At 44.9% G+C, this 12,792-nt stretch carries 11 protein-coding genes; all 11 read left to right on the forward strand.

Going from position 1 to position 12,792, the window contains the following annotated elements; genetic code table 11:
- Nucleotides 1–326: 326 nt before the first annotated feature.
- The 11 genes from UQ64_RS07450 to UQ64_RS07500 all read left to right on the forward strand — a co-directional run bounded on the left by UQ64_RS07450 (nucleotide 327) and on the right by UQ64_RS07500 (nucleotide 12,757).
- Nucleotides 327–1,490 (forward strand): ROK family transcriptional regulator, encoded by a 1,164-nt coding sequence (locus tag UQ64_RS07450; protein ID WP_245237875.1) that lies wholly within the window; start codon nucleotides 327–329, stop codon nucleotides 1,488–1,490.
- Nucleotides 1,491–1,518: 28 nt separating this feature from the next.
- Entirely contained in the window at nucleotides 1,519–2,523 is a 1,005-nt protein-coding gene (locus tag UQ64_RS07455) for an asparaginase (RefSeq protein ID WP_060622821.1), read from the forward strand.
- Nucleotides 2,524–2,609: 86 nt separating this feature from the next.
- Nucleotides 2,610–4,214, forward strand: a complete 1,605-nt coding sequence (locus UQ64_RS07460) for a glutathione ABC transporter substrate-binding protein (protein ID WP_060622822.1) — start codon at nucleotides 2,610–2,612, stop codon at nucleotides 4,212–4,214.
- Nucleotides 4,215–4,326: 112 nt separating this feature from the next.
- Nucleotides 4,327–5,250 (forward strand): ABC transporter permease subunit, encoded by a 924-nt coding sequence (locus UQ64_RS07465; protein ID WP_060622823.1) that lies wholly within the window; start codon nucleotides 4,327–4,329, stop codon nucleotides 5,248–5,250.
- Between the two features lie 73 nt (nucleotides 5,251–5,323).
- A complete protein-coding gene (locus UQ64_RS07470) occupies nucleotides 5,324–6,235 on the forward strand; it encodes an ABC transporter permease (RefSeq protein ID WP_060622824.1) in 912 nt (303 codons plus the stop codon).
- 13 nt (nucleotides 6,236–6,248) lie between these two features.
- Nucleotides 6,249–7,250, forward strand: a complete 1,002-nt coding sequence (locus tag UQ64_RS07475; protein ID WP_060622825.1) for an ABC transporter ATP-binding protein — start codon at nucleotides 6,249–6,251, stop codon at nucleotides 7,248–7,250.
- On the forward strand, nucleotides 7,247–8,239 hold the full coding sequence (locus tag UQ64_RS07480) for an ABC transporter ATP-binding protein (protein WP_060622826.1): 993 nt from the start codon (nucleotides 7,247–7,249) through the stop codon (nucleotides 8,237–8,239). The genes UQ64_RS07475 and UQ64_RS07480 overlap by 4 nt, the downstream gene beginning before the upstream one ends.
- A gap of 41 nt (nucleotides 8,240–8,280) precedes the next feature.
- The gene (locus tag UQ64_RS07485) at nucleotides 8,281–9,735 is read left to right on the forward strand and encodes a leucyl aminopeptidase family protein (RefSeq protein WP_060622827.1); all 1,455 of its coding nucleotides are present in this window, start codon (nucleotides 8,281–8,283) and stop codon (nucleotides 9,733–9,735) included.
- A 24-nt stretch (nucleotides 9,736–9,759) separates the two neighbouring features.
- Entirely contained in the window at nucleotides 9,760–10,452 is a 693-nt protein-coding gene (locus UQ64_RS07490; protein WP_060622828.1) for a copper homeostasis protein CutC, read from the forward strand.
- Nucleotides 10,453–10,479: 27 nt separating this feature from the next.
- On the forward strand, nucleotides 10,480–11,430 hold the full coding sequence (locus tag UQ64_RS07495) for an ROK family protein (RefSeq protein ID WP_156417482.1): 951 nt from the start codon (nucleotides 10,480–10,482) through the stop codon (nucleotides 11,428–11,430).
- A gap of 49 nt (nucleotides 11,431–11,479) precedes the next feature.
- On the forward strand, nucleotides 11,480–12,757 hold the full coding sequence (locus tag UQ64_RS07500) for an alpha-L-fucosidase (RefSeq protein WP_082651016.1): 1,278 nt from the start codon (nucleotides 11,480–11,482) through the stop codon (nucleotides 12,755–12,757).
- Nucleotides 12,758–12,792 lie beyond the last annotated feature (35 nt).

A 12,792-nucleotide genomic window follows, 5' to 3' on the forward strand; every position in this document is an offset into this window, starting at 1 on the left:
CCCCTCTAAATCAGAATCTTTCCATTTATAGTTTTAGCTAGGCCTATAACGAGATAAGTTTGGATTTTAAGTGTTAGGTTCATGTTATGTATTCAAGGAGTTTGTTATAAAAATCACATATTAAACGCTTTCATTTATTTCTAAAAAATAAATATGTCATTTATATTGACATACAATCAATGAGCCTTTATTATTAATCCCATCACTGGAGAAACTAAATAAAAATTTAAAACAAACAATACATTATCATAGCTTAATTTGCAATTTTTTCTTATTTTCGTTGTTTTATTAGTTTGATTAATGCACTGAAGAAAATAATTAGGAGAATGCCTGTGAAAAAGCACGATCAGGATTTTATGAAGCGGCAAAATCGATTGACGGTCTTCGAAATCATTAAAAACCAACAACCGATTTCTCGCGCTTCCATCGCCAAACAAACGGGTATGAGTCCTACCACTGTAAGTCGAATTGTTGGGGAATTGACTGAGCAAGGATATCTACTCGATTCGGATCAGGTATCGTCAGGATTAGGTCGGAAATCAACATTGATAGCTATGGTTGACGCTTCTGTGTTGTCAGTAGGGGTTGAACTGGATCGCAGTCTTATGAATGTCGGCATCGTAGATTTACAAGGTAAGCTTCTCTGCAGCAGGCAATACCCACGTATACCGGATGAGAGTGTAGACAAGACGCTAGAACGAATTAATGAAGCGATTGAACAACTGACGCAGCAGCATCTGATTGACAGAACACGTATCGTCGGTATTGGCGTTGGACTTCCCGGCATTGTGAATAACGAAGAAGGTATTGTCGTCTTCTCGGTTCAGCTTGGATGGAAGAATGTGGCCTTAGCTAAACGCCTAAAGGAACTAACGGGTTTTGAAATTGCTGTTGATAATGAGCTGAAAGTAAGAGCTCTTGCTGAACATCTTAAAGGTGCTGCAGTTGGTTCTGTCCGTACCGCACTATTGGGCTTCGGTCAAGGCGTGGGCTCGGCGATGATTCTCGAAGGAGAGATCTATCGCGGGGTGATGAACAGTGCTGGCGAAATTGGTCATACGACAGTGGATCCTAACGGAATGATGTGTGAGTGCGGTAAAGCGGGTTGCTTGCAGACTTATATTAATATCAGCTCATTGTTGTCAGAAGCCAATCGGATTCGTCCGATTCGCACGATCGAGGAGTTGTTTGAAGCTAAGGATGCAGGAGAGCATTGGGCGGTTCATTTGATCGAGCGTGCGCTCATGTATATGGCGATTACAATCAACAATGTCGTATGTATGTATAACCCGGATAGTGTGATCTTGAGTGGAGAACTCGTAGACAAATTCCCTGACATTTATGAAGAAGTCGAGAAGCTCTATCTTTCACGCTTCACCTGGGAACCCCTTCGTGGATCTTTCTCCATTCATCGTTCGATGTTGAACGAAAATGGTGTAATTATCGGATCGGGACTACTATCGCAAAATCGTTTTTTCGCCTTGGACTAATAAAATTACATCGAGGGAGGTTGTACATATGGGGTTTACAACATTAGTAGAGGAATATCGCGGTGGCTTACTGGAAAATGTGCATTATGGTGCAGTTAGCGTAGTTGATGAAAAGGGAAATATTTTGTATAAGGCAGGTAATCCGGAGCATATGACTTATCTTCGGTCAGCCGCTAAGCCATTCCAAGCTTTGCCGGTTATGAAACGACGTATCGACGAAGTATATGGTTTGACAAGTAAGGAAGCCTCACTCTTCACTGCTTCACATCGAGGAGAGGCCTTCCATATTGAAGCACTTGAATCTCTTTTTCAAAAAATGGGATTAAAAGAAGAGGAACTTCATTGTTGTTCTACATACCCACTGAATGAGGAAGCCAAAGCGGAGCGCCATCGGGCAAATGAGCCCACTCGCAAAATCTTTCATAATTGCTCGGGTAAGCATGCTGGATTAATGGGCCTTAGCAAATATATGGGTTGGGATATAGATACTTATTATAAGCCTAGCCATCCCGTGCAACAGGAGATCCTTGAGATCATGGCCTATATTGCTGAAGTACCGAAGGAATCCATTCCTCAAGGGATTGATGGCTGTGGCCTACCTATCTTCGCACTTCCACTGCACAAAATCGCTTATTCATATTTAAAGCTAGCCTGTCCTGATTTAATCGAGGATATTGAAATACGAAACGCAGCTGCTGTGACTGCAAAGCTTATGAACGATAACCCGCTGATGATTGCAGATACGAAATTCGTCTGCTCAGAGCTTCTTAAGGATAATAATCTGACGGCCAAGGGCGGCGCTAAAGGTGTATATGGTATTGGACTCCGAAAGGAACGAATCGGTATCTCGCTAAAAGTATCCGATGGATCTGAGCAAGTTTGGCCATGTATTATCGCATCCATTCTGGAACGTTTAGGCTATAGCAATCAAGATACGATTGATCGTTTATATGCTCTCGTACCGAACACCATTGTTAATGATGGCGGTACTATTGTAGGTGAACGCCGTGCTGTATTCCAATGGGAATTCTGAATATAAGGATCGAGAATAATCTTCAAGTCTGAATAATCGGACTGGGGGCTTTTCTAATACATCGTTTCTAAAGGGGAGTGTATAACATGAAAGCAAAAGGAAAAGTATGGTCAATGTTCATGCTGCTGCTTATTACAGTAGTCATGACTGCAGGGTGCGGCAACAAAGCGAGCAACGAGGGACAAGGCGGCAATACCGCTGGTGGAACTGAAACTAGCACCCCAACTACAAAGAATGATAAAGACATTGTAATTGCCATCAATGCTAACTTTATTACGCTGGACCCACATAACGCAAGCGATACACATTCAATTAGCGCTGCCAGAACGATGTACGAAGGTCTAATGGGTTTTGATGAGAATATGAACGTAGTTCCTGTTCTTTCCGCAAGCCATTCCATAAGTGAAGACGGGTTGGTTTACACGTTCACGTTACAAGAGAATGTTAAATTCCAAGACGGTACTGACTTTAATGCTGAAGCGGTTAAAGTAAACATCGCTCGTATTCAAGATGAGAAGAACAATCTGAGACTGCGCAAAAGCTTCGCAAAGGTAGCTAAAGTGGAGACTCCTGATGCCAAAACAGTGGTTATTACACTCAGCGAGCCATACAACGCATTTTTAAATAAAGTAGCTATGGCACCTATTATTAGTCCGAAAGCTCTAACAGAGAACGGTGCCGATATTTCAAAAATGCCTGTAGGTACTGGCCCATTTAAGTTCAAAGAGTGGGTGCAAGGCGATCGGCTAGTTGTTGAAAAGAATACGGATTACTGGCAAAAAGACTTGCCGAAAGTGGATAGCATAACCTTTAGACCTGTACCAGAGAACGGATCACGGATTGCGATGCTAAAAACTGGTGAGGCTGATTTCATTTATCCAATGCCAACCGAGCAAGTATCCGAGGTTGAAGGTCTTGAAGGAATTACTGTAGATACGATCGATTCAACCATTGTTCGTTATGTAACTTTGAATACGATGAAAAAACCTTTTGATGATGTAAAGGTACGTCAAGCCATTAACTATGCAATCAACAAAGATGCTTATATCAAGGTTGTGAAATCAGGTCTTGGCGCTAAGCTTGATTCCACAATGTCTTCCAAAACACAATATTACTCCCAACAAACAGGTTATGACTATGACATCGAAAAAGCTAAACAATTGCTTGCTGAAGCAGGATATCCTGACGGATTCGAAACCGAAGTTTGGGGAGAAAACGAATCTGAAACTATGAAGGGTATGCAATTTATTCAACAACAGCTAGCGCTTGTAGGTATCAAGGTAGAAGTGAAGTCTATGGAAGGCGGCACATTGTCCGACCAAATTAACGCTGCTAAGACGCCTGAAGAAGCAAAAATTCAAATGTGGTATGTCAGCTGGTCTCCTTCTTCCGGTGACGCAGATGGCGCTACTAGAGGTTTGTTCAGTAGTGAAATGTTCCCACCTGCTGGATCGAATACAGCTTATTACAAAAATGAAAATGTAGACAAATGGATCGCTGAGGCGAATAAAGCTGTTGATCCAGAAGCGGCTAAATCCATTTACGCAAATATTCAAAAAACAGTATGGGAAGATGCTCCGTGGGCATTCATGGGCGTTGACCAAATCATCTCTGGCAAAAGATCGTATCTGGAGGGTGTAAAAGTCTTCCCGGATGGTTCCATAAATGTCCTCAATGCAGAAGTGAAATAAAGAAAAACAAATGTAAGATTTAATATCCCAAGAATTGAACGAGGCCGCTTCTATAGAATGATAGGAAGCGGCCTCACTAAATCATTTGTCGATACTGAAGGGGGCTTATGAGTTGGGTAGATATGCTTTACAAAGACTCCTCGGGGTTATTCCGCTGTTGTTCATTGTATCGGTACTAGTCTTTTTGTTTATTCACTTAATTCCGGGCGATCCAGCCCGACTTATTGCGGGTAAGGACGCCACACTTGAAGAGATTCATGGCATTCAAGAGCAACTTGGTCTCAATTTGCCCTTGTGGAAACAATACATAAACTACATGGGTGATCTACTAAGTGGTAATCTGGGTAATTCGATCCGTTCAGGGATTCCGGTCACCGATATGTTAGAAAGCAGAATCATGCCTACTTTATGGCTAACGTTTCTAAGTATGGCTTGGGCGCTTGTTATTGGTCTTCTAATCGGTGTTATTTCAGCGGTATATCGCAATAAATGGCCTGATCACTTAGGTACATTGACAGCTATTTCGGGAATGTCTATTCCTGGATTTTGGTTAGGTTTAGTACTCATTCAAATTTTCTCGGTAGAGCTTGGCTGGTTTCCAACCGGCGGCGTAGATTCCTGGAAATCCTATATCCTTCCTTCCATTACACTTGGAATGGGGATTATGTCGATGCTGGCTCGTTACTCACGGTCATCGATGCTAGAAACGCTACGGGAGGATTATATCCGTACTGGACGTGCGAAAGGCTTACGCGAGTATGTTGTTATCAGCAGGCATGCGCTGCGCAATTCTCTTATTCAGGTCGTTACTGTAGCTGGACTTCAATTTGGGTTCTTGCTTGGTGGCTCGGTAATGGTTGAAACAGTTTTCAGTATTCCTGGTCTTGGTAGACTGCTGGTAGATTCCATTCTGTTCCGGGATTATACAGTTATTCAAGCTTTGCTGCTGCTGTTTTCAACACAATTTATACTTATCAATTTAATTGTAGATTTATTGTATGGCGTACTCAATCCGAAAATCAGGTTTTCTCAGTAGTAGCTAAAATGCTACCGGGAAACAGACATACGATAGTTTTATTTAGGGTGAATTTAGGATTAGGAGGGATATCATGAGCGACAATTCGGCGGTAATGGGAACTAATTCTCCTATACCCGGAGAGGTAATAGCCCCGGAGAAAACGAAAGGCCGCGCGGGTGTTTTTATTCGCAAGTTCAGTAAACAAAAGATGCCCCTATTGGCTGCATTTTTTGTCATATTGCTTTTTTTAATTGCCATTTTCGGGCCATTTCTGACCCCTTATAATCCTGATGAACCAAACTACGATGCACTAATGCAGGGCCCATCTGGCGCTCACTGGGCCGGAACGGATGAATATGGTCGTGATATTCTAAGCCGCTTAATTGATGGTACACGGTTGACTTTGGCGGTCAGTCTTAGTTCTGTGCTCATTGCGGGTGTACTTGGAACCATTCTTGGTCTAGTCAGTGGATATTATGGCGGCTGGCTGGATCGGATTATTATGCGTGGCAGTGACGTACTGTTCTCATTCCCTGATTTACTGCTTGCCATTGGGATTGTTGCTATACTCGGGCCTGGTTTATCCAACGTCGTGATTGCAGTTGCGGTCTTCGGTACACCATCGTTCGCCCGCATTATTCGGAGCGTAACATTGTCTGCGAAGGAAACGTTGTTTGTTGAAGCTGCCCGTTCAATGGGTGCAAAGAATCGCCGAATCATTTGGCGACATATTTTTCCTGAAACGGTCCCTAGTATCATCGTTAATCTATCCATGAAAATTGGCGGGGCAATTTTAGCCGCTGCTTCACTGAGCTTTCTTGGAATGGGTGCGAAGCCAACGGAGCCCGACTGGGGGGCAATGTTAAGTATGGGCCGCGATTATTTAAGTATTGCTCCACATATCGTTTATTTTCCGGGTTTAGCTATATTTTTGACAGTACTTGCATTTAACCTGGTCGGGGACGGACTGCGCGATGCTCTTGATCCCAAAATGAAAAACTAAGGAGGGACAAGACATGACTCAAAATTTGCTGGAAGTACAAGGACTGAAAACGGAGTTCAAACGCGGCGATGGAAGTATAACGGCAGTTGCAGGTGTTGACTTTGTGATTAAGAAAGGTGAAGTGCTGGGTCTAGTTGGAGAATCCGGCTGTGGCAAAAGTGTTACCTCACTGTCGATTATGCGGCTCCTTAAGGATACGCCAGGCAGAATTTCCGGAGGTTCTGTTCGCTTCGAGGGAACGGATCTGACGAAGGTTTCGGACAAAGAGATGCGCCAGATACGGGGGAATGAAATGGCAATGATTTTCCAGGAACCGATGACTTCGCTTAATCCTGTGCTGAAGATTGGTTTGCAATTGATGGAGCCGATCATGTTGCATTTGGGTTATGGCCGGAAGAAGGCTCGTGAACATGCCATTCATATGTTGCGGTTAGTTGGTATACCACGTGCGGAAGAATTGGTGGATGAATATCCGCATCAGCTCTCTGGCGGTATGAGGCAGCGTGTCATGATTGCAATGGCGATGTCTTGCCACCCGAAACTGCTGATTGCAGATGAACCAACAACGGCGCTTGATGTAACGATTCAAGCTCAAATCCTTGATCTAATGAAGCATCTGAAAGAAGAACAGGATATGGGAATGTTGCTCATTACCCATGACCTCGGTGTAGTAGCTGAACTATGCGACCGTGTAGTCGTTATGTATGCCGGTCGTGTAGTGGAGGAAGCTTCCGTTCATGAACTATTTGCAAGACCGCAGCATCCATATACGAAGGGATTAATTCAATCCGTTCCTAAGCTGCGTCAAAATGTACGCCGCTTGGATTCCATTAAAGGAAATGTACCTGACCTTTCACAAATGCCAGCAGGTTGTAAGTTTGCGCCACGCTGCGATTTTGTCATGGAGCGTTGTCTCTCGCAGGAGCCAGAGTTACTTCCGATTGAGGGACTAGAGCGAAAGAGTCGTTGTTGGTTTACACAGCAGGAGAACACGGAAGGAGGGGAACGTTTGTGAAGGAGACTCCACTAATTGAAATTAAAAGTCTGAAGAAGTTTTTTTCGGTGAAGAAGGGCTTTTTCGGAACTACTAGATATTTGCACGCAGTTGATGGGATCTCATTCGCTATACGTAAAGGAGAAACGTTCAGCCTTGTGGGTGAGAGTGGCTGTGGTAAATCTACTACGGGTAGACTAGTAACTCGCTTGCTGGAACCGAATGACGGTGAAGTGTGGTTTAAGGGTCAAAATATTAGCCATATCTCAGACAATCAAATGCGGCCTATCCGTAAAGATATGCAGATGGTGTTCCAAGACCCCTATGCTTCACTTAATCCACGGATGAAGGTGAAGGATCTTGTCGCTGAACCTCTGCTCATTCATACAAAGCTTTCGACCAAAGAGCGGGATAAACTAGCATACGAGTTACTAGAGACAGTAGGATTGAATAGTTTCCATGCTGAGCGCTACGCTTTTGAATTCAGCGGTGGACAGCGACAACGGATTGGGATCGCCCGAGCATTGTCTGTTCGTCCGAGCTTAATCGTGGCGGATGAGCCCGTGTCAGCACTGGATGTATCGATTCAGTCACAAGTGCTGAATCTGTTGCAGGATCTGCAGGAAGAGTATGGCCTGACGTATTTATTCATTTCACATGATCTAAGTGTTGTTGAGCATATTAGTGATCGAATCGGAGTTATGTATCTTGGTTCCCTCGTAGAGACGGCGGATAAAGATACCTTGTATGATCGTCCAATGCATCCATACACACAAGCGCTGCTTTCTTCTGTACCTGTACCCGATCCTACCTTAAAGAAAGAGCGCATTATTCTGAAGGGAGATCTTCCAAGTCCGGTTGATCCACCGACGGGATGCCGTTTTCATACAAGATGTCCTTCCTGTATGGAAATCTGTAAGCAGCATGTACCGATATTCCGAGAAGTCGAACCAGGTCATGAGGTTGCGTGTCATTTATTTGATGAAGAAATGCTGAAATTAGAGCGATAACGGAAATTGTGAGATAACTTTACGGAAAAGAAGGGACAGCGATGAATATCTTATTCGATTCCGCTAATGTGGCGGATACTATTGTCTATTTAGCTTATGACGAGGAGTCTTTTCCTTTTAAGCTGGGAGCGCCCCTCAAACAGTGCAGCAGTGTGACTTGGTTACATGCTCGCACTGAGGAAGAGTCTGATGTATTAGCGGTAGGAATGGGAAAGCGCAAGGATATTACGCTTGAGAGGATTCGCCGAGCAGGTGGAGCTGCTGCTCGTGCAATTCTGAAGGAAGGATGCAGTAGTGCTTCATTTGTTCGTTTAGCATCCGAGGCTATAAATAGAAATAGGGTTATTTCTGCTGCTGATGAATTACAAGCTTGGATGGAAGGCTGGATTCTTGGCTTGTACCGTTTCCAAACTTATCGGGGAACTACCAAGGTGGAAGGCTCTGTTGATTTACAGCTCCAATCGATAGATTGGCCTGAACTGTCATCGATTGAACTGGATGCTGTACGGGTTTCTGCACAGATACGCGCTGAAGGAGCGATAGTTGCTCGCGATCTTGTGAATGAGGTGCCAGGAACACTGAACCCTGATCGTTTCGCGGAATGGATGGCAGAATTTTTCGACCGTGATGATGCTGCTTTGAAAGTTCATAGCTATCGAGGACAGGAGCTTGTGGAGCTTCAGATGAATGGGCTGCTCGCAGTTGGAGCAGGGAGTAAGCACGCTCCAGCCCTCGTTGAAATTCGTTACGAGAGTAACCCTGAATTACCGATGTTAGCACTGGTAGGTAAAGGTGTAACCTTTGACTTAGGTGGCATGAATGTGAAGACTGCCAGCGATATCAGCGATGCACGTATGGATATGGGCGGTGCGGCTGCGGTTATTGGGGCTATGGATATATTGGTGCGGAATCGGGCTAAAGTAAATGTGACTGCACTCATTCCAGTCGTTGATAATGTACCAGATGCTGAGGCGATGTTGCCTTCGTCTGTTATCCGCTACCCTAACGGGCTAACCGTTCAGGTTGCGAATACGGATGGCGAGGGTCGGCTTATTATAGCGGACGCGCTAATCCATGCCGCGAATATCGGTGCAGAACAAGCTATAGATATCGCTACCCTAACAGGAAATGTAGGTGCGGCGCTGGGGTTAGGCATCGCGGGGATATGGGGCGATGCAGATATAACGCATAGCCTGGTTGAGATCGGTGAGCGCAACGGAGAACGGTTATGGCCCATGCCGCTAATGGATGAATATGAAGCAGATCTCCGGAGTAATTACGCTGATCTTCGCAATGTGAGTACTTCCCCTTTTGCAGGTGCGATTATAGCAGCTCTATTTATTCGGCGCTTTGTAGCAGAATCGATGAGCTGGGTTCATATTGATATGGCTGGGACGGTACAGTACAAGCAGGATGTGGGGTACTCAGAAGCTGGAGCAACAGGATATGGTGCACGCCTGCTCGCCGATTATGTAATGAAGCAAGTACATCAATAATAACTGGAAGAGTGGTGGAGAGTTATGAGATTGGAAGTCATCGCTACTTGTATGGATGATGCACTGACGGCTGAGGCGAATGGCGCAGATCGCCTTGAGCTCATTACTGCCATTACGGAAGGCGGATTAACACCAGGAATTGGATTGGTGGAGCAGGTGGCCAAATCGGTTAGTATTCCTGTCTTTGTTATGGTCCGTCCGCATAGTCGATCATTTAACTATTCCAAGTATGATATTTTGACCATGGCTGCAGAGATCAGGCAGATTGCAGCTAGCGGTGCCTCGGGAGTCGTTCTAGGCGCATTAACACCGGAAAAAAAGATCGATGAGCGTGCGCTTGAAACATTATTGCCGTTGACAGAAGGCTTACAAGTAACCTTCCATCGTGCTTTTGACGAGCTGGAGGACCAAATTGCAGGTTTTCAGACGCTTTGTAATTACCCGCAAATCACTCGTATACTTACCTCTGCTGGACCGGGTCCGGCACCTGAAGCCATTCCCGCTATGCGCAAGCTAGTAGAGGAATCAAGAGGTAGTTCGATAAGTATATTGGCTGGAAGTGGTTTGAAGCCAGAAGGTATTATATCCTTTATTCAACAGACCGGAGTCACAGAAGTGCATTTTGGATCGGCTGTTCGTCATGGCAATGACGCTTTGTCGCCAATCGATCCAGTAGCCCTGCGGGCGTTAGCTGAGAATATTCATTCTAACGGCTAATAATAGATAGTGAAAAGGTGAATGGTTATGCATAAGGCTGAGAGCTATGTAGTAGGAATTGATTTAGGCGGAACCAAAATTGCCGCAGCATTATTCGATTCAAAGGGTACCGTGTTGAATCGGGAATTAATGGAGACAGCCGGCGCACGTACCGCTGAAGAGGTGGTGCAGCGAATGATCGGAATGATCCGCTCTGTATCTGAAGGACTACCGCTGATTGGGGTCGGACTGGCTTCTCCAGGAGCCGTGAACAGCCAGGATGGAATCGTTATTCACGGTACCAATCTTCCTGAATGGGACAATGTTCCGCTGAAGCATTGGATGGAATCAGAACTTGGCATAGAAGTGAAAGTGGTAAACGATGCGAACGCTGCGGCTTGGGGAGAGTATGTAAGAGGAGCCGGCAAAGGCTCGAACAACATGGTGTATGTTACCTTCAGCACAGGAATTGGAGCCGGAATTGTCATGGATGGTGAGCTCCTGCTCGGCACGAATTCATTTGCAGGAGAGCTCGGCCATAATATTATCGACCCTAACGGAACAGAATGTAGCTGTGGAAGATATGGATGTTGGGAAGTCTTCGCTTCGGGCACAGCAATTCGGGACATGGCGCTACGAAGTATGGAGAGCAGAACGTCGATGATTACGGAGCTTGCTAGTAGAAGTGGTGAAAAGATTAATTCTCGACATGTCTTCGAAGCGATGGCACTAAAAGATCCGGTGGCTGTCGAGGTGATTGAGCGAACGATTCATTATATGGCGATTGGATTAGCCAACGCGATACATACGTTTAATCCTGATCGCATTGTAATTGGTGGAGGCGTAAGCAAAGCTGGTGAACTACTGTTTCCGGCGCTTAGAGAGAAAACAGAGGAACTTGTCATGAAGCCGTATAAAGGAACTTATACTATTGAATCAGCAGGTCTGAGGGATGATGTAGGTCTTATAGGCGCTGCAGCATTATTTCATACCGTCTAGACTATCTGAACTATTTATCAAAGCTATGGAAAACGGAGGGACTGAAGAGATGGGTACAAGAGAAGAAAGAACGAGATGGTTCTTGCAGGATAGATTCGGTATGTTCATTCACTGGGGATTATATTCCATTCCAGCAAGAGGTGAGTGGATACGTGGTAACGAGCGAATGAGTAGAGAGCACTATATGACGTATTTCGATGAATTTGACGCATCTCGATATGACCCGAAGAAGTGGGCTAGCGCAGCAAAAGCAGCGGGGCAGAAGTATGCGGTTCTTACGACAAAGCACCATGACGGATTCTGCTTGTTCGATAGTAAGCTAACTGATTTCAAGGCGACTAACACGCCTGCTGGACGTGATCTCGTTCGAGAATATGTAGACGCTTTCCGTGCTGAAGGTATTGCTGTAGGTCTATATTATTCTATTATTGATTGGCATCATGATGATTACCCTGGATATGGTGATAAAGCACATCCGGATCGGGACAATGAAGCGGCTAAAGACAAGCCGATTGATTTTGATCGATACTTGGAGTATATGCATGGACAAGTGAAGGAACTATTGACGAATTACGGCAAAATCGACATCATGTGGTTTGACTTCTCCTACGACAATATGACCGGCGAAAAATGGAAAGCAACGGAGCTAATCCGTATGATTCGCTCTATCCAGCCGGATATTCTTATCGACAATCGTTTGGGTGGGAATATCCGCGCGGCCGAGCCAGAAGAATATGCTGGAGATTTCTTCTCTCCAGAGCAGATCATCCCTCCTGGCGGCATCGTTGACGTGAATGGTCAATCGATCCCTTGGGAAGCGTGTATTACGCTAAATGATAACTGGGGTTATCATTCCGAAGATAAAAATTATAAATCAACCCAGCAGGTCATTCGCTCGATGGTCGAATGTATCAGCAAGAATGGTAATCTGCTCCTTAACATTGGTCCAGATGCCAAAGGTGAAATGACGAGAGAATCACTTGTCATTCTTGATGAAGTTGGCGAGTGGATGCGTCTGAATGGTGACAGTATTTATGGCTGCGGCAGCTCCTTGCTTGCTAAGCCAGAATGGGGCCGTTATACGCAAAAGGCTAATAAGTTGTACGCGCACGTATATGACCGTGGTATTGGTCCGATCTATTTCCAAGGATTGAAGGGGAAGATTAAGAAAGCTAGATTACTACGAGATGGCACCGAGTTGAAGGTAGAAGTACCATGGATGGCTGAAGAATATTCGGATGTCAACGGTGGAGCGTTTATTACATTAAAAGGTGCAAAGCTTCCCGACGAGATGGATACGGTTATTGAGCTGGAGCTTTTTGTATAATTGTTATTAATTTATATGATCTCTCACGAGAACAG

It is taken from the genome of Paenibacillus etheri (assembly GCF_001012825.1).
In the GTDB taxonomy this organism is placed as follows: domain Bacteria; phylum Bacillota; class Bacilli; order Paenibacillales; family Paenibacillaceae; genus Paenibacillus_AQ; species Paenibacillus_AQ etheri.